The sequence below is a fragment of the Nocardia sp. NPDC019219 genome, from assembly GCF_040632645.1.
Lineage (GTDB): Bacteria > Actinomycetota > Actinomycetes > Mycobacteriales > Mycobacteriaceae > Nocardia > Nocardia sputorum.
Genome location: NZ_JBEYCG010000001.1, coordinates 249,130 through 270,878, shown reverse-complemented (window position 1 = coordinate 270,878; position 21,749 = coordinate 249,130). Strand labels below are relative to the sequence as shown.

Sequence of the window (21,749 nt, the reverse complement as noted above, 5' to 3'; positions counted from 1 at the left end):
GCGAAGTCAAGTCCAGAGCGGAAAATCACCCTGTCCCGGCCCGCCGCGGAGACGGTGCACCCGGTCGTCCGGGTGTCGGCGGAATGGGGCTGGCGGCTGCTGGTGCTGTTCGCGCTGGCGATCGCGGTCACGGCGATCGTGCAGAAACTGGCGACGGTGGTCATTCCGCTCGCCATCGCCCTGCTGGCGGCGGCCCTGCTCGCACCGCTGGTGGACTGGATGCAGCGATTGGGCGTGCCGCGGGCGGTGGGGGTGTTCGTCGCGCTGGTCGGCTCGATCGGTGTGGTCGCGGGCATCATGACCTTCGTCGTGGAACAGTTCGTCGCCGGTGTGCCGCAGCTGTCGAACAAGTTCACCGACAGCATCCATCAGATCCAGGACTGGCTGATCAACGGCAGGCTGCATCTGAGCAACGAGCAGATCCGCAACGTGGGCGACGCCGTCGTCAAGGCGATTCAGTCCAATCAGGACAGCTTGACCAGCGGGGCGCTCACCACCGCCACCGTGATCGGCGAATTGCTGACCGGCACTTTCCTGACGCTGTTCATCCTGATCTTCTTCCTGTACGGCGGCGACCAGATCTGGGATTTCGTCACCAGGATCGTGCCCACCGACCATCGCGAGCGGGTCCGCACCGCCGGGCGGCTCGGGTTCGGCACGCTGGTCGGATTCGTCCGCGCGACCGTCGTGGTCGCCGCGGTCGACGCCATCGGCATCGGCGCCGGGCTGGCCATTCTCGGGGTGCCCTTGGCGCTGCCGCTGGCCTCGCTGGTGTTCATCGGCGCGTTCATCCCGATCATCGGCGCGTTCCTGGCCGGGTTCATCGCGGTGTTCATCGCGCTGGTGACCAAAGGGCTGGTCACCGCGTTGATCGTGCTCGGCATCATCATCGCGGTGATGCAGCTGGAGGGACATGTGCTGCAACCGCTGCTGCTCGGGCGCGCGGTCAGCATCCATCCGCTGGCCGTGGTGCTGGCGATCACGGCGGGCGTGGTGCTCGGCGGGATCGCGGGCGGTCTGCTCGCCGTGCCGTTCGTCGCGGTGATGAACACGGCGATCCGGTCGCTGCTCGACGGGCCGGAGGAGTTGTACGAGGAGCTGCAGACCGGCGACGATCATCGCGGGCTGTACGCGGCCGAAGCCGACCGACCCGATCCCGGCCGGTTCGATCTGGCCGCGACGCTGACGGAAGCGGCCGCGAAGCGGGCGGCGGAGCGGAGGGCGGGATCCGATGACGACGCGCAAGCAGGCGAAGGCAGCGCGCAAGACTGAGTTGCGCTCGGCCGACGTGGCCACCACCCCGCTGTGGCGGGCCGCGCAGGCGCTGCGCCTGGTCACGCTGCTGTACGCGGTCGGCCAGCAGATCGCCTCGGTGCCGTACTACACGAACCAGCGGTTGAGCTGGGTGCTCGTCGCGCTGATGGCGGTGTGGTCGGGAGCGTCGGCGATCATGCTGTCGCAGTGGCACTTTCCCGAGGTCGCGCGGCTGCGCACCTGGGTGGTGATCGGTGACCACGTGGTCGTGATCGGGCTGATGGCCGCCACCCGCCTGGTCGCCGATTACGGCTGGTACCACGGCCACCAGACGCTGCCGACCACGCTGTGGGCCACCAACGCGGTGATCGGGGCGGCGATTCTGCGCGGACCGTTCGCGGGCGTGCTGTCCGGAGCCTTGATCGCCGCGGTGTCGCTGACCGTGCGCGATCAGTGGGGCGAGGATGTGTGGACGGACGCGACGGTGCCGGTGCTCGTCTCGGTGGGGCTCGCGCTCGGTTTGGCCGCCAACACCGCGCGCCGCGCCCAGGACCAGTTGGAGCAAGCGGTGCGCCTGACCGCGGCGGCCGAGGAGCGCGAGCGGCTGTCCCGCGAGGTGCACGACGGGGTGCTGCAAGTGCTCAGCTACATCAAGCGCCGCGGCAGCGAGATCGGCGGCCCCACCGAGGAATTGGCGTTGCGGGCCGGTGAGCAGGAGGTGGCACTGCGCGTGCTGATCACCGAACAGGCCGATCACCGCGACGCGGGCGGAGCCGAGGTCGACCTGCGTCGGCTGCTGACAGCGCAATCCACCCCCACGGTGTCGGTGTCCACGCCCGGCGACCCGGTGCGGGTAGGCCGCTGGATGGCGAACGAGATCGCCTCCGCCGTGGCCACCGCGTTGTCCAATGTCGAATTGCACGCCGGGCCGGATGCGAGGGCATATGTCCTGCTGGAGGACACCGGCGACGAACTGGTGATCAGTGTGCGCGACGATGGTGTCGGCATCCCGCCGGGCCGGCTGGCCGAGGCGGAAGCCGAAGGGCGCATGGGGGTTTCCCGATCGATCGTCGGGCGGATCGCCGCCCTCGGCGGCAGCGCGGACCTGCTCACCGAGATCGACGGCGGAGTCGGGTTCGGCACCGAATGGGAATTCCGGGTGCCCAGATGAGCAAAAAGGGAGGCGCGGATGACAGACCAGGCGGACGGATCCATCTCGGTGATGGTGGTGGACGACCACCCGATGTGGCGGGACGGCGTCTCCCGCGACCTCACCGAGGCCGGATTCCGGGTGACGGCCACGGCAGACGGTGTCGCCGCGGCGGGCAGGCGCGCGGCGGCGGTGCGCCCGGACGTGGTGCTGATGGACATGCAGCTGCCCGACGGCAACGGCGCCCAGGCCACCGCCGAGGTGCTGCGGGTGTCTCCGCAGAGCCGGGTGCTGGTGCTCTCGGCCTCGGCCGAGCGCGACGACGTGCTCGACGCGATCAAGGCGGGCGCCACGGGCTACCTGGTCAAGAGCGCGTCGGCGGCCGAACTGGTCGACGCCGTGCACGCCACCGCCGCTGGTCAAGCGGTGTTCACTCCCGGCCTGGCCGGACTCGTGCTCGGCGAGTACCGGCGGATGGCGACCGCGCCGGCGCAGCCGGACGAGCCGCACCGGCCCGCGCTCACCGAGCGCGAGACCGAGGTCCTGCGAATGGTGGCGAAAGGGCTGTCCGCCAAGCAGATCGCGGCACGGCTGGGACTGAGCCATCGCACCGTCGAGAACCATGTGCAGGCGACATTGCGCAAGCTGCAACTGGCGAACCGGGTGGAGCTGACCCGCTACGCCATCGAACAGGGGCTCGAGTGATCCGGGCGGACGCCCCCGAATCAGGGATCGCCCTGATGCGGTCGTTGCCCCCGGCTCGGTAACCTCGGTCGCATGGGCGGGCCCGAATCGGTATCGAACGCGGTCGGCTCCGGCGGCGCGGTGGGCGATCGGGAACTGCGCGTGTCGGACGCCGAACGCGAACACGTCGGTCAACTGTTGCAGCGCGCGGTCGGCCTCGGCATGCTCTCGCTCGGCGAGTTCACCGAGCGGATGGACACCGCGCTGGCCGCCAGGACGCGCGGCGAACTGAACGCCGTCCTCATCGATCTGCCCGGCGTCCGCCTGGTCGGGCAGCCCGCCGCGCCGCCGTCGGCCTTCGTGAACTCCTCGCCCGCTTACGCCAGGCAGGCTCCGGGCTCGAACGCCACGGGCAGCGTGATCCGTTCGCGCCTGTCCGGCGTGAACCGTCGCGGCGCGTGGCAGGTGCCGCCCACGCTGCATCTGAACAACTGGCTGTCCGGGGTCACCTTGGATTTCACCGAGGCGATCATGTCGACCCAAGTGGTGGAGCTGCGGGTCGACGACTTCTTCGGTTCGATCACCCTGACCGTGCCCGCGGAGGCCACCGTCGACCTGAACGGGCTGGAGCTGATCGGTTCCAGCGTGAACAACAAGGTGCGCACCGGGCCGCCGCTGGGCCCGTTGCATCTGGTCGTGCACGGCAAGATGCGCTTCGGATCGGTCACCGCGAAACATCCGTTCATCGCGCAGTGGCGCCGCTTGATCGGTCGCTGAGCGGCCGGGTCAGACGGCGGTCGGCACCGCGGCCAGCGTCGGGTAGTCGGTGTAGCCCTCCGCGCCACCCACGTACATCAGGTGCGCCTCGCGAACCGGGTTCAGCGGCGCGCCCGTGCGCAACCGCTCGACCAGATCGGGGTTGGCCAGGAAGGAACGGCCCAGCGCGATCACGTCCGCGCCACCGGCGAGCAGGCGCTGCGCGGCACGCCCGCCGCCGTCCTCGGGCAGCGGGACACCCCAGCCCAGCTTCGGGTTGGCGATCAGGACGCCCGGCCACAGCGCCCGAATCCGCCGGAACAGCGGCTGATCCGGGTCGGCGAAGACGTAGTGCAGGTAGGCGAGGCCCCGGTCCGCCAGCGCCGAGACGAGTGCGGGATAGATCTCCTCGGTGTCGCCCTCGTCGACGCCGTTGACGGTGACTGCGGGGGAGATCCGCACACCGACACGCTCGGCGCCGATCGCGTCGGCGACCGCCTCGACCACTTCCACCGTGAAGCGGATGCGGTTGGTCACGCTTCCGCCGTAGGAATCGGTGCGCCGGTTGGTGTTCTGCGCGAGGAATTGATGCAGCAGATAACCGTTCGCGCTGTGCACTTCCACCCCGGCGAATCCGGCCGCGATGGCGTTTCGGGCTGCGGAGACGAAATCGGCGACGGTGGCTTCGATATCAGCGGTGGACATCTCCAGCGGCACAACGGCATCCTGCGCGCCGCTGGGGGTGTGGATGGGTTCCGGTAGCGGAATCGATGAGGGCGCCATCGGGGTCAGGCCGCTGTTGTCCGGATGGCCGACCCGGCCGCCGTGCTGTAGTTGCAGGAACATACGCCCGCCCGCCGCCGAGACGGCGTCGGTCACCGCACGCCACCCCGCGATGTGCGCGTCGGTGTAGATGCCGGGGATGTTCGCGTAGGTCTGGCCCACCCGGTTCGGCGTGGTCGCCTCGGCGATGATCAAGCCCGCGCTCGCGCGCTGGGTGTAGTAGGTCGCCATGAGCGGGGACGGCGTCCCGTCGGCCGCGGCGCGATTGCGCGTCATCGGCGCCATCGCGAGACGGTGCGGCAGCACCAGGGAGCCGAGGGGCACGGGCTGGAAGAGGGCGGAATCCGCTGCGTTCGTCATGTTGATACGGTAAAACTTGACACTGATGTGAGATTCAAGCCGGAACGGGAAAGGCCAGGTGACGCATGCGAATCGGGGAACTTGCCGAGCGCACCGGCGTGAGTGAACGGTCGCTGCGGTACTACGAGCAGCAGGGCATGCTGGCCTCCGATCGCACGCCCGGAGGTCATCGAGACTATCCGGAGCGGGCGGTGGACCGGGTCATCCACATCCAGGAGTTGCTCGCGGCGGGACTCACCAGCAAGAAGATCGCACGCATCCTGCCCTGCATGCGCGACGCGGACGGCGGTCCCAACGAGTACGCCACCCCGGCGCTGGTCGCCGAACTGCAGACCGAACGGGAGCGGATCACCCGGACCATCAACGATCTCGTGCGCTCGCGCGAGGTACTGGACGAGGTGATCGAACGAGCCGACGAGCGGTCCTCGGCCTAGGTGTTGACCCCGATCCGGCGGGCGAACGCGCGCAACGGCACCTTCCGATCGTGGTCGAGCAGTTCGGACACGATATGCCGGGGCAGGGTCTGGTATTTCAGCCAGTCCGCGCCGCCCACCCGTTCCGCGGTGAGCAAGGCGTCCAGCGCACGCTGATGCCGGCCGGTGCGGGTCAGCGCGACCGCCGTGTCGGCGAGGTGCCGGGCCCGGGACGCCTGCGGGAGACTGCCGTTGGCCGGCATGTCCTTGGCGGCGGCCAGCGCCTCCGGGTAGCGCTCCGAGGAGACGTTGACGTCGACCGTCTGCATGACGACCTGAGACGGGCCGAAATACGTCTCGTAGTCCTGCCGATCCGCGCCGATCCGAAGGGCGATCTCGCTCGCGGCCTCCACCAGGGACAACGCGTCGTGCACGTCCTGCGCCCGGCCCGCCGCGGTCGCGCCCTGCAACACCAGTGAGCCGTAGGCGGACAGGTGCATCGGTGTGACCTCGCCGGAGGGCTCCAGAGCCGCGGCCGCGTTCAGCGCGACGCCGCGTGACTCGTCGTAGCGGCCCTGCACCAGCAACTGCCAGGCCACCGATCCGCGGATGGTGGCCAGCAGCAGGGGATCGCTGCCCAGCTCGGCGGCCGCGAGCGCCTGCCGGATCGCCAGGAACGCCGGATCGGTCTGGCCGAGATGCACCAGCGTGCACCCGGTCACCCAGTACATCCGGGCCAGCAACTCGTTGGCGGGCGCGACCGAACCGTTGCGCGCGGCGTGCACGGTGGCGCGGAGCTGGGTCAATCCGGGCGGCAGGATCGAGGTCAGCAGTTCGTAGCGGCCGGACCAGTAGGCGCCCCAGGCGTATTCGACCGCGCGGCGGCCGTCGTCGAGAGTGACCGCCTCCTCCTCCTTGGTTTCGCCCAAGAGGTCGTCGACCGGCGTCAGGGCGCGGCGGATCGCCACGATGCCCGCGTCCGGGTTGGCGGACGGCACGCCCTGGCGCTTGCCGATCAGGTCGGCGATGTCCACGTCCAAGGCGCGCGCGATCTTCTGCAAGCTGGCGATGGATGCGGTCTGCCGGCCGCCCTGCTCGAGTTTGCGCACCAGATCCACACTGACACCCGCCTGATCGGCGAGTTGGCGCTGCGTGAGCGCCTTCCCGCGGAACTGACGGATCCGAACTCCGATCGACGAGTCGTCCATACCCAAGTCCTTTTGTTAAATCTGGGTTTCAGAGTACGACGCTATGTTATCCGCGACTACCGGAGTGGGACATTGCGTACGACTCGTTCGCTGCTGGTTGGAATACCGTTGCCTTTCTGCAACTTTGACTGCAAAGGGCGGCGGCGATGAAAACCATGCCGAATAACACCGTGCAGGCCGGGCGCGCTGATCGCGCGTGGCGGCCTGGTGCACGGACCACGCGACCGGCGCGCCACAGCGCGATTCGATCGGAACGCCGCGTCAGCGCACGGCCCGCGAACACCGGAACAAGGATGCGCGACCGGCGCGAGTTGCTATGCCGAAAGTCCGCCGTTATGACCGAATTCGGCTCTCATGATGCGGAGTAGAGCGATGTTCGAGGGCTGTCACACACCCCATGAAGTCGCACATCTGCTGCGGCATACCTACGGGCTTCCGGTCCAGCTTCTCGCCGGACGCCCGATCATCACCACCGGCTCCATCATCGGGGCGATCGTCATGCCGCCGGAACTGGGCCGGAAAGTTCTGGCTCCGTTGAACCGCCAGCACACCGCCCCCGTGATCGCCGACCCGGGCGAACGCGCCTGGACCTTTCTCGTCACGCCCCCGAGCCCGGCTCGGCCGGTGGAGGTCCCGGTCCGGCGCTGCCTCGCCGGTCACGGGGTCACCGTGGTCCCCGGCGGTCGCATCGTGCTGCTTCCCAGCTCCGATTCGTCGCTCGGCTGGCATTGGGCGGGCGAACCGGCGCCGGGTGTCCTGCGCATGCCGCCGCGCGGCGCGGTGATCGACGCCGTGCACGAGGTGATCGGATTGCGCGCGCACTGACCACCTGGCGCGACCGGTCCGCATCCGACTGCCCCGGGTGCGGGCCGGTCGGGCGGGACGGCCGGGTAGAACCCGTCCGTCTACCAGGGGTAACTACTCATGCCCGCGCGCGGCGCGGAAACCAGCATGAACGCATGACTACCTCCATCGATCCGGCGCTGCTCGCGCGGCTCTCCGGCGAGTTCACCACCCTGGGAACGCAGCTGGGCGTGCTCGGACGAGACTTGGATCTGCTGCGTGAGCAGGTCACCGCGGCGACCAGCGGCGACCAGGGGGATTCCGGCGCATCCAGGACATCGAGTGCGCGCATGCCCGGAGGAGCGAGCGGTTCGGTATCGCGGCCCTCGGAGCTAGGCGGAACCGGCGGCCAGGCACTCGAAGTTCCCGGTGCAGCGGCATCCGATGCGCCCGGTAGTCCTGTCGCGGTGCCGCCGGGTGGGGCCGATGCGTCCGTGGGCGGCCGTTCCGATGCGAGTGAGTCCGGTGCGGCCCACGGGACCACCGGCGGGGTACACAGAGACACCGGCGGGGTACACGGGAACATCGGCGAGGTACACGCGGGATCGGAGCGCGCCCCGTCCGGTGCCGTCCCACCGGTGATGCCGCCTTGGCCGGGCCATTCGCCGACGACCGGTATGCCGGTTCCCCCTCCGCAGCCCGCGTACGTTCCGCGCTTCGCCCCGCCGCCCAGCGGCGCATGGGGTGGCGCTCCCTGGCCGCCGAACGCGCAGGGGCCGATGCCGCCTCGTCCTCCCGTCCCACCGCGCGCGAGGCCACCGGTGCCGCACACGCCGTGGTGGCAGCGCGACGGCGTGATCAGCCGGATCTTGGCGCTGGCCGGTGTCGCGGTGACGTTGATCGGCGTCGCGATGCTGCTGGTCTTGGCCGCGCAGGCGGGGTTCTTCGGGCCGGTGCCGAGAGTCGTTGCCGGTGCGGTGTTCTCGGCCGCGTTGGTGGGCGCGGGCGTGCGGGTCTTCCAGCGGACCGGCGGACGGGTCGGCGGTATCGCGCTGGCCGTCACCGGTATCGCGGGCGCTTACCTCGACGTCGTCGCGGTGACGGCCGTCTACCACTGGCTGCACCCGGTGTTCGGGCTCGCCGTCGCCTTCGGTGTCGCTGCCGCTGGCATCGGGCTGGCGATGCGATGGCGCGCACAGCCTTTGGCGGTGCTGGTCGTGCTCGCCGCGGCGGCGCTGTCTCCAGTGCTCACCACGCGGCCGGTGCTCCTCGCGTTCTTGATCGTGTTGCAGTGCGCCTGCGTGCCGGTGCAATTGGCCCGGAACTGGCCGTATCTGCACGTGGCACGGACATTGCCGGCCGTACTGGCGACGCTCGCGTTCGTCGCGGGGGCCGTCCTCGGTACGCCCGCGGACGCGGAGCGCGCTTGGGTGCTCGTGGCCGCCGCGGCGGTCGCGCTGGCCGGAGTCGCCGGGACGATCGTCGTCGTCCGGCACCGACCCGCCGATCTCACCGCCTCGCTGACGATGGCGGCGGCGCTCGTGCCGATCCTGGTCGCTCCGGGGATGTACGAGCAACGAGTCGTCACGGTGACGGTGGCGTCGATCATCGCGACGGTGCTCTTGCTCGTCGCTGCGGTGACATTGGTGCCGAAACTGAACGCGCTGCTGCGGGTTCCGGGGCATACCGCTCTCGTTGCCGCCCTCGCGGGCTCGATCGCGCTGCTCGAGGCGTGCGTCGGCGCGACCGAGACGCGAACACTGCCCACGGCTCTGTTCCTGGTGGCGTTGGTTTTCCTCGGCGTGGCGGGCCAGCGGAGGTCGCGTCCGGCGGCGGGCCTCGGCACGGCGTTCGCGGTGCTCGGCGGCTTCGCGTTGCTGAACGTCGCGAGCCCCGAAATCCTCGCTTCGCAGCATCGCTCGGAGGCGAGCCTCGGTGTGGCGACCGTGCTCGGGGCGGTACTGGCCCTCGGTGTGGTGGCCGCGGCGCTGTGGTGCGCGCGGCGACTGCCGGGCCTTGCCGGGGGTAGTGCGTGGCCGTGGATCGCCGCCAGCGTCGCGGGACTCTACGCGGTGACCGCGACGACGGTCTCCCTCGGCGTCGCGACCGGCACGCCGAACGGGTTCCTCCTCGGCCACAGCGCCGCGACCATCCTCTGGATGGCGGCCGCGACCGGCGCGCTCCTGTTCGGACTGCGCGAACTCGCCGACGCGCCCGCGGTCGCCAAACTAGCCTTGGGCTCCGGTCTCCTGGTCACCGCAGCCGCCTTGGCGAAACTGTTCCTCTTCGACCTGGCCACTCTCGACGGCTTGGTCCGCGTCGCGGCGTTCCTGATCGTCGGCATCCTCCTGCTCTTGGCCGGAACCCGCTACGCCCGCGCGTTCGCCGACGCGGGCACCGGCAGCGGACCGGATGGGGACCGCAATGTCGTTGCGGGAGCGGCTGAGCGAAAGACCGACGCTGACAGCTGAGCTGGACTCATCCGCCGGAGGTGCCGGGGCGATCGCGCTTGCTTTCGCAGACCTGGTCGGCGGTACTACAACAGCGCGTCCTGAGCAGAAAGAAAGCCGCTGTGCCCGACGGGCGCAGCGGCTCTTCTGTCTGTCAACGACCACGGCTCATTCGCGTTCGCGGCGGCGCAGCAGTTCGTTGACGCTCACCGTGCGGCCGTCGCCGCCGTGGTGCCTGCCCTCCTCGGGGGCCCTGCCGATGTGGCGGCGGGAGGAGCGCAGTTCGGCCATCCAGCTCTCGATGCTGCTGCGGTTGGTGGTGTCCGGGCCGTTGTACGGCTCCGCGGGCGCCTCGGGCTCGGGCGCGCGGTGCGCGGGGCCTTCGGACGCGGCCGGAGCCTCGGGCGGCAGGTGCCGCGCCGAATGGGGCTGCGGTGCGAGGTCGACGGTCGGGTCCTGCGTGATGCCGGAGAGCGGGCGGGGTTCCGGTGCCCGGGTCGGGCGCGGAGCGGGCGGCGTGATCGGCGAGACGGCGGGCCGGGGGCTCGGCTCGGGAAGGATCACCGACGGCACACCGGCATACGGCGCGTTCGGGTCCTGGGACAGACTGGTGGGCGGCGCCGGTCGCGGTCCCGGGTTCGCGGGCGGTGCCGGCGGCCGCTGCTCCGCCTGGTCGGGTGCCGAGCGAGGATCATTCGGTACCTGCGAGATCCGCCGCGGGCGAATCGGTTCACCCTGTGGGGGCGTGGGATTGCGCGGCGGTTCCGGTCGCTGCCTACCCGGATCGAGCGGCGGCGGCGCGGGCGTCGCCTGCGGTGCGGCTGACGGCGGGACCCGGTCCAGCCGCCTGGTCGGCGCTTCGGCCTCGATCTCGGCGACCGTGCGCGGCTTGCGCCTGCGCGGCACCTTGTTGGCGTCGGCGACCGCGGGGATCTGCATGGTCACCGGATCGGTGATCGGCGTGGTCTTGACCAGGTCGACGACATCGCTCCCGCCGACCCGCTCGTCGTCGAGGATCGGCTCGCCGAGCCCGACCTTCTCCTGCACCTTCTTCATCCAGGCCGGGGCCCACCAGCAGTCGTCGCCGAGGAGTTTCATGGTGGCCGGGACGAGCAGCATGCGCAGCACGGTGGCGTCGATGAACAGCGCCGCGATCATGCCGTAGGCGATGTACTGCATCATCACCAGGTCGGAGAAGGCGAACGCTCCGGTGACGACGAGCAGGATCAGCGCCGCGGCGGTGATGATCCGGCCGGTCTGCGCGGTACCGATCCGGACGGCCTCGGTGGTGCTCGCGCCCTGGGCGCGCGCCTCCACCATGCGCGACATCAGGAAGACTTCGTAGTCGGTCGACAGACCGTAGATGATCGCGATGATCAGCACCAAGACCGGCGACATGATCGGCTGCGGAGTGAAATTCAACAGCCCGGCCCCGTGGCCATCGATGAAGATCCAGGTGAGGATGCCGAGCGTGGACCCGAGACCGAGGGCGCTCATCAGCGCGGCCTTGATCGGCAGCACCAGCGAGCCGAAGGTCAGGAACATCAGCAGCGTCGTCACGAACAAGACGAGCGCGATCATCAGGGGCATCCGGGCCAGCAGCGCGTCGATGCTGTCCTTCTGGATGGTCGGCTGACCGCCGACGAGCATGGTGACGCCGTCGGGTAATTCCAGCGAACGGAGGTAATCGATGGTCGGTTCGGCGTCCTCCGAATTGATCAACGTGACGGAGGTGTTGTAGATGGTCTTGTCTTTAGGGGCCGTGCTCGGGGGATAGGCGAATTCGCCCGCTAGGCCGGGAGCTTTGCTCGCCTCTTTGACCACCTTGCCCACCTGGGGGGCGAGGCTCGGATCATCGACCACGAAAACCAGTTCGATCGGGTCCGATTTGCGCAGCGGAAAGACCTTGTCGAATTCCTTCTGCGCCAGACGAGTCGGATTGTCCGGCGGCAGATACCGCTCGTTGATGCCGCCGAAACTGAGGTTCTTGACCGGGATGATCAGCAGCAGCAGAACGATGCACAGCGGAATCGCGATCTTGAGCGGATGCTTCATCACCCAGCGGGTGGACTGGCCCCAGAAGCCGCTTTCCACTTCGTCGGCGGTCTTCGTCTTGCGGAACCGCTTGAGCCCGAGCATGTCGACGCGCTTACCGAGCACCGCCAGCATGGCGGGCAGGACGGTGATCGAGGTCAGCGCCGCCAGCGAGACCGTCGCGATGGCGCCGTAGGCGACCGATTTCAAAAAACCCTGCGGGAACAGCAGCATGCCGCCGAGGCTGGCGACGATCATCGTGGCGGAGAACACCACGGTGCGGCCCGCCGTCATCACCGATCTGCGGACGGCCGCTCTGGTGTCGTATCCCTCGGCGAGTTCCTCGCGGAATCGGCTCACGATGAACAGGCCGTAGTCGATGGCCAGGCCGAGGCCGATCATCGAGACGACCGGCGAGACGAACGAATTCACCTCGGTGAACTCGGTGATGAAGCGGACGATGCCCCACGCGCCGACCACGGTGAGGCCACCGACGATCAAGGGCAATCCGGCGGCGACGATACCGCCGAAGATGAAGAAGAGCAGCAGGGCCACCGCCGGAATGGCCAGGATCTCCATGCGCTTCTGGTCGTCGGCCATGGTGTCGTTCAGCGTGCCCGCCACCGCTTGCAGACCTGTCACCTGCACATCCACCCCGGGGATGAAGAAGACGTTCTTCACCTTCCGGTAGTTGCGCACCATGTCGGTGTCGTTGTCGCCCTTGATGGCGATGGACGCGAAGGCGTACTTCTTGTCCTTGGAGCCGAAAACGGAAGCCTGGACCGGGATATTCGCGTCGTTGCGCCAGTAGACGCCGTTGACCTTGGTGATCTCGTCCGGATGCTCGCGCGGCAGACTCGCGAGATTCTCGACGATCTTGCCGCTGAATTCCGGATCATCGATGGTCTTGCCCTCCGGCGCCGTGTACAACACGATGACGTCGGAGTTGTGATCCCGTTCGAAGGCTCCGTCTTTGATTCGCGCCGCGCGCGCCGACTCCGAGGTCGGGTCATCCCACCCGCTGGAGCTGAGGTGGTCCTCCAACCCGAGGCCGTAGCCACCGAGAGCCAGAAGACCGGCCACGACCACGCCGATGACGGCGAAACGCAGCCGGTATACCAGATCGCCCCAGCGTGTGAACACTAAGCGACTCCTTGGGCGGGGCGAGAGGTGAGCAGTGCCGACAGCGGCCGGAACGGCTGCAGCCAAGCACCCTCGTCGGGCAACGAGTCGAGGCTCACCCGGGGCAGGGGTTCACGGAACACGCCCGGAATGTCCTCGAGGTCGATGAATTCGAGAGTATCGGATGTGACGGCCCAACTCGCGTGCTCGCGGAAGCCGAGTACCTGAACCGGCACGCCTTTGGCGGCGAGTTCCTCCAGCGGTTCGCGGAACGCCTGGCCGTCGGCCGAGGCGACCATGATGCCCGCCAGGCCCGCGCCGCGACTGCGCAGGGCGATGTGCGCGAGCATGTCGGCGTCGACGTCGGAGTCCTCGTCGATCTTGGGCTTGGCGAAGACCGCGTAGCCGACGTTGCGCAGCGCCTCCACCCAGGGCCGCACGACGTCGGCGGTGCCCGGCGCGATGTTGGTGAAGACGGTGGCCTCGGGCTCCACGCGATGCACCGCGCCCACCGACAATTCAGCGGTCCGGGCCAGCAGCCAGCGGCCGAGCGCGTCGAACCGCGGGCGGTAGGCGGCGGTCGGACGACCGCCCAGGATGGCGCCGAGGCCCATGTCGAGGTTCGGGGCGTCCCACACCAACAGGACGCGGCGCACGTCCGGCCCCGCGCTGCCCAGGCCTTCCGCTCCGCTTCCGTGCACCTCCCCGGCAACATCGACCACTTCGTGGGCCATCTCACTGACGCTCATCGGTCGATCTTCCCCCATATGAGCTCGGTGATGGCGCTACCGGCGCGATGTGCCTTGCCTTCGAATTTCGTGACGGGGCGCTCGAACCCGATCGGCGCGGTGGCGCGATGTTCCGCGCTGACGCCGCCCGTGGCCTCGTTCAATCCCCTGAGCAGGGGCTCCGCCATGCCGACCGCATGGATGTGCTCGGCGTAGCCCGCGTGGTCGGTGGCGACGTGCAGGACGCCGCCCGGCTTCAGGCGGCTGGCGATCAGTGCGACCGTCGCGGGCTGCAGCAGCCGCCGCTTGTGGTGGCGCGCCTTCGGCCACGGGTCGGGAAAGAACACGCGGACGCCGGTCAGCGACTCTTCGGCAATCATGTTTTCCAGCACGTCCACCGCGTCGCCGCGCAGCAGCCGGATGTTCCCGATCGCCTCGCGCTCGATGCGCTGCACCAGCTGTGCGAGGCCGGGCTGATAGACCTCGATGCCGATCAGGTTCAGGTGCGGTTCGGCCTGCGCCATGGCGGCCGTCGCGGTGCCCGTGCCGCAGCCGATCTCGATCACCAGCGGCGCGTCGCGGCCGAACCAGGCGGCCGCGTCCAGTGGCTCGTCGGCGACCTCACGGCCGATCGACGGCCACATCCGGTCCCAGGATTGCTGCTGGGTCGCGGTCAGCGCGCCCCTGCGCGACCGGAAGCTGGTGACTCGTGGGTACAGGCGGGAGCCGGTCTTGTGCCGGGGCCCGCCCTCGGCCGGAGCCGAAGCTGTGGACGGCGGGCCCGGAACTGACTCGGCAGTATGGTTCGCGGCGTCGTTCACGGCGTCCATTGTCCAGCATCCGGCGATCAGCGCGGCAAGCGGTTGTGCGCGCACCGCTGAGCAGGAGGTCAGGCGGCGCGCGCGGGCGCGACTGCGGCCACCGTCGGACGTTCCTGGCGCAGTGGTCTGCCCAGCGCGACCTTGGCCGCCGTCACCGCCATCTCCAGCAGGCCACGCACGCCCGAGGGCGAGGCCGCGACCGACCAGACGGTGCGGTCGCCGACGTCGCTCACCGGTTGCCCGGCGAACCGGTCGGCCAGCCAGTCCAGGCTGATCGGCGTGGACAGCGGCAGCAGCGAGAAGTGCTCGCTGAGCCGGTCGCGGACGTAGGTCACCGCGGCGCCGCCGCGGCGGTAGCGCGCCACCTGGCCGTCGATGCCCTCGATGTGGATGACCTGATCGTGGATGGGTTGCACCACCAGCAGCGGGCAGGCGGGCGTCGTGTTGCCCAACCGCAGGTCGTCGAACATCGCCCGCAACTCGGGGGTGTCGAGCACCTCCGCGAGCGGGCGGTCGAGGTAGTCGTCCACTTTCTTGCCGGCCAGCCCGAGGATCGCGCCCACCGGGGTCGCGTTCTCCGCGCGGACGACGAACCGGTGGCCCTCCGGGCTGAGTTGGTCGTCGATCAGCGAGCTCAATGCGGGATACAGCCTGCGCAGGGCGGCGATGACGATGGCGGGCAGGCCCGCGTAGGGGGTGCCGTTGAGCCGGTCGAAGACCTGGCGCGGGTCGCCGACCGGGGCGCCGAGCACCGCGCCGACGATGTCGAGCTCCGGGGCGTAGGTCGGCGCCATCTCGACCGTCCAGGAGCTGGCCATACCGCCGCCGGAGTAGCCCCACACCGCGACGCGGGTCCGCGGGCCGAGACCCAGCGGGCCGAAGCGCAGGGCGGCGCGGATGCCGTCGAGCGCGCGGTAGCCGGGCTCACGCGGGGCGCCGAAGTTCCCGTGCGGACCCTCGTGGTCGGCGATGGTCACCGCCCAGCCGCGCCGCAGCGCGTTCGCGACCAGCAGCCATTCGAGCTGGGTGACCGAGCCGAGGGCCCGCGCGCCGTAACGCAGGGCGTAGGAGGGGGAGCACTTCTCCGTGACCGCGTCCATCGCGGTCTGGAAGGCCAGCAGCGGGCGATCCTCGTCGGGTTCCGCGTCGACCGGCAGCAGGACCGTGGTGATCGCCGCTTCCGGCGCTCCGTGCAGATCGCAGCTGCGGTACAGTAGCTGCCAGGCCGAGACCTGTTGCGGCACAATTCCGAACAGCGCTACGTCGATCTGCCTGCTGCGCAGGATGGTGCCGGGCGCTTTGGCCGCGAACCCCTTGGGCGGTCGATGGAACGGGTCCGTGCTGGGCAGCAAGGGCTTGCGGTCCGCGGGACAGGACGCCTCCGGGTCGACAGCGCCGATGACATTCGCGGTCATCGCAACCTCCTCATCGTCGAGGTCGGTTGCCGCATGCGAAAGTTCAAGTTGCGCACCGGTTATGGTGCCGACCACTTCTGCAGGGTAAGTGACCGGCGGGCGTCTGGGAACCCCGGAGTACACGGCATTCCCGGCACTAGACTTCCCGGGCATGAGCAGACCGACAGTATTCATCACCGGCGCTGCGGCTGGTATCGGCCGGGCCACGGCCTTGCTTTTCGCTGCGCAGGGGTACCAGGTCGGGGCTTACGACATCGACGAAGTCGGGCTGACCCGGCTTTCCGGTGATATCACAGCCGAGGGTGGCGCCGTTCACACTGGAGTACTGGATGTGACGAACGCCACGCAGTGGGCGGAGCGTCTCGCCGAGTTCCACGCCGCGGCCGGGCGGCTGGACATCCTGGTCAACAACGCCGGCATCCTGCGCGCCGGGCCCTTCGACGCGATCGAACTCGCCGCCCATCGGGCGATCGTCGAGGTCAACCTGGTCGGCGTGCTCACCGGAACGCACAGCGCCTTCCGCTACCTGCGCGACACACCGGGCGCCCAGGTGGTCAACCTGTGCTCGGCGTCGGCGATCTACGGCCAAGCCGAACTCGCGACCTACGGCGCCACCAAGGCGGCGGTGAAGAGTCTCACCGAGGCGCTGGACCTGGAATGGGAGCGCCACGACATCCGGGTGCTCGCGATCTGGCCGCTGTTCGTGGCCACCGCCATGGTGGACGGGGTGACGACCGGGACGACGAAGTCGCTGGGTGTGCGGCTGACCGCCGACGACGTCGCCGCCGGGATCTGGGAGGCCACCCGCAAGCGCGCGCGGCTGCCGAAGGTGCACTACGAGATCGGCGCGCAGGCGAAGGTGCTGGCGACGGTGGCGAAATACGCGCCGAACTGGGCCGTGCGCACCGCGAACAAGTACTTCAGCGGCAGCTGAGCGGTCGAGCCGGTCCAGGGAGCGGACTTCTGACAGAATTGCGCACCGTAAAAGGGGGTGGGCAGCATGCCGACAGCCACTGATTCCGACGGGCCGGTGCGGGAGCGCGGCGTTCCCACGTCCGCCCACGATCAGCTCGACAAGCTGCTCGCCGAGCTGCGCTTCGGCACGGGGCGGGACCCGCAGATCGGGTACGCCGCGGCCGCCGCCGTCAGCGCTTGGCGCAAACCGCCGCGCATCCAGGTGACCGGGCGCGCGCACGCGGGCCGCAGCACGGTGCTGCACGCGCTCGCGCTCATGTCGGCGGTGGAGACCGATCCGGTGGACCGGCCCGGAGCGCCCGACCCCGAACTCGACGCCGACATCGTCGTGTACGTGTTGTCGGCCGCGCCGACGCCCGCCGACCGCAGGGTGCTGGCCACGCTGCCGCCGCAGCGCGCGATCGCGGTGCTGAACAAGGCCGACGCGATCGGCTCCCGCTGGGGCGACGCGGTGGCCGCGGCCCAGCAGTACGGCAGGGAGCTGCGGATCCCGGTGGTTCCGGTGGTCGCGTCGCTGGCCATGCGCACCAGGGCGGGCGCGCTGACCGGCGCGGATCTGGAACTGCTTCGCAAGCTCGCCACGGACGCCGACCCCGCGCTGATCCTCGCGCCGGACCTGTTCCTCGCGCCGGGACCGGACGCCGCCGAGCGTGCACAGCTGCTGCGGCGCTGGGACCTCTACGGCGTGGCCTGCGCGTGCACCGCCCTGCGCCACGATCCGGACCTCGCTCCGCAGGAGCTGTTGCAGGTCCTGCACGCGGCCAGCGGCATCGATGCGCTGCACCAGTTGTTGCACCGGCGCTACGAGCAGGTGGCCGCACTGCGCGGCGGTGAACTGCTCGACGAGCTGGCCCGGCTGGCCGCTCGCGCGGTCCCGGAGGAGGGCGGCCGCGCGCGCGACCTGCTGGAGTCCTACCTCTACGGCGACGACGCCGTCTGGCTCGGTCTCTGCGCGGGCCTCGCGGGGCCCGAGGTGGCCCACCTCGCCGCGGGCTATGCCGCCCCGGCGCCCGCCGACGCCGACGACGCGCTCGCCCGCGCGACCCGCTGGCGCGCCGTCGTCACCAGCGATATGCCTCCTGCCGCCCGCCGCGCCGCGTTGCGCGTGCACAACGGATACGTCCGACTATGGGAACGGATGAGCAGTGCCGGTCTCTGAACCTCCGGAACCGGCGACGGCGAGTACACCGCCCGAGGCGGATGCCGCATCTCGCGCGGGTGGCCCGTCCGCCGACGGCGAATCCGGACGTCCCGCGACCGCGCTGGCGCCCGAGCTCGCGGCCGTGGTGGAGCGGTGGAATCCGCAGGGCATGGCGCTGCTGCGCGCGGTGCACGGCTCCGGCGGCGGTGCCGTCGTGATGATCGGGCCGGACGACGTGAACACGACCTTGTTGCGCACCGAGCTGGCCCGGTTCGAACCGCACGTCACGCTGGCCGAGCCGTCCGCCGACGCGGGCGCGGGGGCCACCTCACCCGCCGGTGCGGCCCCGCCCGCGGTGGCGTTGGTCCTGCTCGACGCGGGCACGATCATCGGCGCGGACCTGCTGGGCGTGATCGGCCGGTTGCGCGCGGACGGCACCCGCCTGCTGCTCGCGATGAACGGCGTCCACGCCTACCAGGACTGGCGGGCGGTGCGGGAGCGCGACCTGGAGTTGCTCGCCGCGCAAGGGGCGGGCGACCTGGACATCGTGCCGGTCTCGGCGCGGCTCGCGGCCGCGGCGCGCACCGCCGGCGACGCCGGACTGCTCGATCGCTCCGGTGTCGGGGCCCTGCACGCCCAGCTCACCGCGGCGGCCGCCGCGGGAGGTGACCGGCCGGGCGCGGTCACCGCACGGGTCCTGGCCGATACCCGCCAGCGGGTGGCCGAGCAGGTGGCGACGCTGCGCTCCGGCGCCGAGCCGGCGCGGCTGCGCGAGGAACGTGCCGTGCTGCTGGCCGGGCGCGACGGCGGACGAGCCACCGCGATGTCCACCTTGCGCGGGCAGCTGCACTTGGCCCGGGTGGATCTCATGACCGAGATCGGCGCGAGCATCCGGGCGCTGCACACCGCCGTGCGCGCCGACCTGGAACGGCTGCGCCCCGCCGACCTCGCCTGCTATCCCGCCCGGCTACAGCAGTCCGTCACCGAACTGACCGGTGCTCTCGACCACGTCATCGACGAACGCATCGCCGAACTGAGCGCCCGGATCGAGAGCGGAGATCGCGGGGCGCCGACGCGACGGCGCGACCCGGCCCCTCGGGTGGGCCCGGATCCCGACCCCCGCCATCGGGGTGTCGAAGATCACCTCATGATCGCGCTCGGCGCGTCGGCCGGTGTCGGCCTCGGTCGCTTGCTTGTTGCTCCGTTCTCCCTCGTCCCGGCCCTCGACGTCGCGACCGTGCCGGTAACGCTGCTGCTCGGCGGGGGCGCGGCGGCGTGGGTGGTGCGCGCCCGACGCCAGCTGGCCGATCGAGCGCACATCCGGCAATGGGTCGCCGACGCGCTGGTCAACGTAAAAGCGCAGCTCGAGCAGCGTGTGGTGACCGCGCTCGTGGAAGCGGAGACCGTTTTGGCCGATCACGTGGTCCAAGCAAGCACCGCGCGAATGGTCGAGACGGATCGCCGGGTGGCCCGGTTGGAGGCCGAATTGCGCCGGATCGCGGCCGAACAGCCGGGGCAGCTCGCCGCGTGCGAGCGCGACATCACGATCCTCGATCGGTGGATCTCCCCTGTTGAAACGAACGACCGATTGGGTACACAGTGAGGAACCCGATACCGTACCGGCCGTCACATCGCGTTAACCTCTATTCAGGAACTTGGGCGTCCGCTAAGTCCTGATCTGCCGCCCTCCTGGGCGCGTGTTCGACCGGTCGGAGCGGGCGCCTTCCCGCCAACGGTGGCGCTCGGTGCATTCGCGCTGGTCATGGGCCTAGGGCCAGGCGGCGAAGCAGCGAGTAGCCGCCCATCTCAGGAGAGTTTTCATGACGTCAGCGACCATTCCTGGTCTTCGTGGATCCGACGGCAAGGCGCCGACCGAGCACAGCGAACTACTCGCCTGGGTACAAGAAGTCGCCGAACTCACCCAGCCGGATCGAGTGGTGTGGGCGGACGGCTCCGACGAAGAGTGGGAGCGGCTGACCGAGCAGCTCGTGGCAGCGGGAACGTTCAAGCGCCTGGACGAGAAGAAGAAGCCGAACTCCTTCCTCGCTCTCTCCGATCCCTCCGACGTGGCCCGGGTGGAGTCCCGCACCTTCATCTGCTCCAAGACCGAGGCCGACGCGGGCCCGACCAACAACTGGGTCGACCCGGCCGAGATGCGCGCCACGATGACCGAGCTGTACCGCGGCTCGATGAAGGGCCGCACCATGTACGTGGTGCCGTTCTGCATGGGCCCGCTGGGCGCCGACGACCCGAAGCTCGGCGTCGAGATCACCGACTCCGAGTACGTCGTGGTGTCGATGCGCGTGATGACCCGCATGGGCGCCGCCGCCCTGGAGAAGCTGGGCGCCGACCGTCCGTTCGTGAAGGCGCTGCACTCCGTGGGCGCGCCGCTGGCCGAGGGTCAGGCCGACGTGCCGTGGCCGTGCAACGACACCAAGTACATCACCCACTTCCCCGAGGACCGGGAGATCTGGAGCTACGGCTCCGGCTACGGCGGCAACGCTCTGCTCGGCAAGAAGTGTTACTCGCTGCGGATCGCCTCGGCGATGGCCCACGACGAGGGCTGGCTGGCCGAGCACATGCTGATCCTCAAGCTGATCTCCCCGGAGAACAAGGCGTACTACATCGCCGCCGCGTTCCCGAGCGCCTGCGGCAAGACCAACCTCGCGATGATCCAGCCGACCGTGCCGGGCTGGCGCGCGGAGACCCTGGGCGACGACATCGCCTGGATGCGTTTCGGCAAGGACGGCCGCCTCTACGCGGTGAACCCCGAGTTCGGCTTCTTCGGCGTCGCGCCGGGCACCAACCGCAGCTCGAACCCGAACGCCATGGCCACCATGGAGGCGGGCAACACCGTCTACACCAACGTCGCGCTGACCGACAACGGCGACGTGTGGTGGGAGGGCCTGGAAGGCGAGCCCGACCACCTGATCGACTGGAAGGGCAACGACTGGTACCTGCGGGAGACCGAGACGCTGGCCGCCCACCCCAACTCCCGCTACTGCACGCCGATGTCGCAGTGCCCGATCCTGGCGCCCGAGTGGGACGACCCGCAGGGCGTGCCGATCTCGGCGATCCTGTTCGGCGGCCGCCGCAAGACCACCGTCCCGCTGGTCACCGAGTCCTTCGACTGGCAGCACGGCGTGTTCATGGGCGCCACGCTGTCCTCCGAGCAGACCGCGGCCGCCGAGGGCAAGGTCGGCACCGTCCGCCGCGACCCGATGGCCATGCTGCCGTTCCTGGGCTACCACGTCGGTGACTACCTGGGCCACTGGATCAATGTCGGCAAGAACGCCGATGCCGCCAAGCTGCCCAAGATCTTCTACGTCAACTGGTTCCGGCGCGGCGACGACGGCCGCTTCCTGTGGCCGGGCTTCGGCGAGAACTCCCGCGTGCTGGAGTGGATCGTCGGCCGCATCGAGGGTTCCGCGCAGGCCGAGGCGACCGCGATCGGCAACGTGCCGACCGCCGCGCAGCTCGATCTGGACGGGCTGGACGTCGACGCCAAGGACGTCGACGAGGCGCTCGCCGTGAACGCCGAGGAGTGGCGTAAGGAGATCCCGCTCATCGAAGAGTGGTTCGAGTTCGTCGGAGACAAGCTGCCTTCCGGCGTGCGTGACGAGTTCGAGGCGCTCAAGCAGCGTCTGGGCTGACACTCCACCCAAAGTAGCA

17 protein-coding genes are annotated in these 21,749 nt (G+C 69.9%); 11 read left to right on the top strand and 6 right to left on the bottom strand.

The annotated features are described in order from the left end of the window. The first annotated feature begins 24 nt into the window (after positions 1-24). The 4 genes from ABZ552_RS01250 (at position 25) to ABZ552_RS01235 (ending at position 3,865) form a co-directional block, all read left to right on the top strand. On the top strand, positions 25-1,272 hold the full coding sequence (locus tag ABZ552_RS01250; RefSeq protein ID WP_357435528.1) for an AI-2E family transporter: 1,248 nt from the start codon (positions 25-27) through the stop codon (positions 1,270-1,272). After that, entirely contained in the window at positions 1,232-2,425 is a 1,194-nt protein-coding gene (locus tag ABZ552_RS01245) for a DUF5931 domain-containing protein (RefSeq protein ID WP_357435138.1), read from the top strand. The genes ABZ552_RS01250 and ABZ552_RS01245 overlap by 41 nt, the downstream gene beginning before the upstream one ends. An 18-nt stretch (positions 2,426-2,443) precedes the next feature. Continuing rightward, entirely contained in the window at positions 2,444-3,109 is a 666-nt protein-coding gene (locus ABZ552_RS01240) for a response regulator transcription factor (protein ID WP_281916320.1), read from the top strand. A 120-nt stretch (positions 3,110-3,229) separates the two neighbouring features. Beyond that, positions 3,230-3,865, top strand: a complete 636-nt coding sequence (locus tag ABZ552_RS01235) for a DUF1707 domain-containing protein (protein ID WP_281881205.1) — start codon at positions 3,230-3,232, stop codon at positions 3,863-3,865. A gap of 9 nt (positions 3,866-3,874) precedes the next feature. Here ABZ552_RS01235 and ABZ552_RS01230 read toward each other — a convergent pair whose 3' ends face one another. Beyond that, positions 3,875-4,987, bottom strand: coding sequence for an alkene reductase (locus tag ABZ552_RS01230; RefSeq protein ID WP_357435136.1), 1,113 nt, complete (start codon positions 4,985-4,987; stop codon positions 3,875-3,877). A 65-nt stretch (positions 4,988-5,052) separates the two neighbouring features. Here ABZ552_RS01230 and ABZ552_RS01225 point away from each other — a divergent pair, with 65 nt between their 5' ends. Further along, positions 5,053-5,421: a MerR family transcriptional regulator gene (locus ABZ552_RS01225; RefSeq protein WP_281876266.1), complete on the top strand. Its 369-nt coding sequence runs from the start codon at positions 5,053-5,055 to the stop codon at positions 5,419-5,421. Here ABZ552_RS01225 and ABZ552_RS01220 read toward each other — a convergent pair. Then, the gene (locus ABZ552_RS01220; protein WP_281876265.1) at positions 5,418-6,608 is read right to left on the bottom strand and encodes a helix-turn-helix transcriptional regulator; all 1,191 of its coding nucleotides are present in this window, start codon (positions 6,606-6,608) and stop codon (positions 5,418-5,420) included. The genes ABZ552_RS01225 and ABZ552_RS01220 overlap by 4 nt on opposite strands. Positions 6,609-6,980: 372 nt before the next feature. Here ABZ552_RS01220 and ABZ552_RS01215 point away from each other — a divergent pair, with 372 nt between their 5' ends. Next, entirely contained in the window at positions 6,981-7,433 is a 453-nt protein-coding gene (locus ABZ552_RS01215) for a hypothetical protein (RefSeq protein WP_281916323.1), read from the top strand. A gap of 134 nt (positions 7,434-7,567) precedes the next feature. Further along, positions 7,568-9,862 (top strand): DUF2339 domain-containing protein, encoded by a 2,295-nt coding sequence (locus ABZ552_RS01210; RefSeq protein WP_357435133.1) that lies wholly within the window; start codon positions 7,568-7,570, stop codon positions 9,860-9,862. Between the two features lie 147 nt (positions 9,863-10,009). Here the strand turns inward: ABZ552_RS01210 and ABZ552_RS01205 are convergent, their stop codons facing one another. From ABZ552_RS01205 to ABZ552_RS01190, 4 genes are read right to left on the bottom strand one after another with little or no spacing between them, the layout of a single operon-like run. Next, positions 10,010-13,018: an MMPL family transporter gene (locus ABZ552_RS01205; RefSeq protein WP_281916325.1), complete on the bottom strand. Its 3,009-nt coding sequence runs from the start codon at positions 13,016-13,018 to the stop codon at positions 10,010-10,012. Further along, complete coding sequence (locus ABZ552_RS01200; protein WP_084488352.1) at positions 13,018-13,746, bottom strand: NYN domain-containing protein; 729 nt, start codon at positions 13,744-13,746, stop codon at positions 13,018-13,020. Before ABZ552_RS01200 ends, ABZ552_RS01205 begins: the two co-directional genes overlap by 1 nt. Next, a complete protein-coding gene (trmB, locus tag ABZ552_RS01195) occupies positions 13,743-14,555 on the bottom strand; it encodes a tRNA (guanosine(46)-N7)-methyltransferase TrmB (protein WP_281876262.1) in 813 nt (270 codons plus the stop codon). Before trmB ends, ABZ552_RS01200 begins: the two co-directional genes overlap by 4 nt. Before the next feature lie 59 nt (positions 14,556-14,614). Then, a complete protein-coding gene (locus tag ABZ552_RS01190; RefSeq protein WP_281876261.1) occupies positions 14,615-15,961 on the bottom strand; it encodes a lipase family protein in 1,347 nt (448 codons plus the stop codon). 151 nt (positions 15,962-16,112) lie between these two features. Here ABZ552_RS01190 and ABZ552_RS01185 point away from each other — a divergent pair, with 151 nt between their 5' ends. The 4 genes from ABZ552_RS01185 (at position 16,113) to ABZ552_RS01170 (ending at position 21,730) form a co-directional block, all read left to right on the top strand. After that, positions 16,113-16,895 (top strand): SDR family oxidoreductase, encoded by a 783-nt coding sequence (locus ABZ552_RS01185; RefSeq protein WP_281916326.1) that lies wholly within the window; start codon positions 16,113-16,115, stop codon positions 16,893-16,895. 66 nt (positions 16,896-16,961) lie between these two features. Continuing rightward, positions 16,962-18,095 (top strand): hypothetical protein, encoded by a 1,134-nt coding sequence (locus ABZ552_RS01180; RefSeq protein ID WP_281876258.1) that lies wholly within the window; start codon positions 16,962-16,964, stop codon positions 18,093-18,095. Then, on the top strand, positions 18,082-19,680 hold the full coding sequence (locus ABZ552_RS01175; RefSeq protein ID WP_281876256.1) for a hypothetical protein: 1,599 nt from the start codon (positions 18,082-18,084) through the stop codon (positions 19,678-19,680). Before ABZ552_RS01180 ends, ABZ552_RS01175 begins: the two co-directional genes overlap by 14 nt. Positions 19,681-19,897: 217 nt before the next feature. Then, entirely contained in the window at positions 19,898-21,730 is a 1,833-nt protein-coding gene (locus ABZ552_RS01170; RefSeq protein ID WP_281876255.1) for a phosphoenolpyruvate carboxykinase (GTP), read from the top strand. Positions 21,731-21,749: the final 19 nt, after the last annotated feature.

Coding starts and splice junctions, on each gene's coding strand:
- ABZ552_RS01245 (WP_357435138.1), top strand. CDS start 1,232: ATGACGACGCGCAAGCAGGCGAAGGCAGCGCGCAAGACTGAGTTGCGC.
- ABZ552_RS01240 (WP_281916320.1), top strand. CDS start 2,444: ATGACAGACCAGGCGGACGGATCCATCTCGGTGATGGTGGTGGACGAC.
- ABZ552_RS01230 (WP_357435136.1), bottom strand. CDS start 4,987: ATGACGAACGCAGCGGATTCCGCCCTCTTCCAGCCCGTGCCCCTCGGC.
- ABZ552_RS01225 (WP_281876266.1), top strand. CDS start 5,053: ATGCGAATCGGGGAACTTGCCGAGCGCACCGGCGTGAGTGAACGGTCG.
- ABZ552_RS01220 (WP_281876265.1), bottom strand. CDS start 6,608: ATGGACGACTCGTCGATCGGAGTTCGGATCCGTCAGTTCCGCGGGAAG.
- ABZ552_RS01215 (WP_281916323.1), top strand. CDS start 6,981: ATGTTCGAGGGCTGTCACACACCCCATGAAGTCGCACATCTGCTGCGG.
- ABZ552_RS01210 (WP_357435133.1), top strand. CDS start 7,568: ATGACTACCTCCATCGATCCGGCGCTGCTCGCGCGGCTCTCCGGCGAG.
- ABZ552_RS01200 (WP_084488352.1), bottom strand. CDS start 13,746: ATGAGCGTCAGTGAGATGGCCCACGAAGTGGTCGATGTTGCCGGGGAG.
- trmB (WP_281876262.1), bottom strand. CDS start 14,555: ATGGACGCCGTGAACGACGCCGCGAACCATACTGCCGAGTCAGTTCCG.
- ABZ552_RS01190 (WP_281876261.1), bottom strand. CDS start 15,961: ATGACCGCGAATGTCATCGGCGCTGTCGACCCGGAGGCGTCCTGTCCC.
- ABZ552_RS01185 (WP_281916326.1), top strand. CDS start 16,113: ATGAGCAGACCGACAGTATTCATCACCGGCGCTGCGGCTGGTATCGGC.
- ABZ552_RS01180 (WP_281876258.1), top strand. CDS start 16,962: ATGCCGACAGCCACTGATTCCGACGGGCCGGTGCGGGAGCGCGGCGTT.
- ABZ552_RS01170 (WP_281876255.1), top strand. CDS start 19,898: ATGACGTCAGCGACCATTCCTGGTCTTCGTGGATCCGACGGCAAGGCG.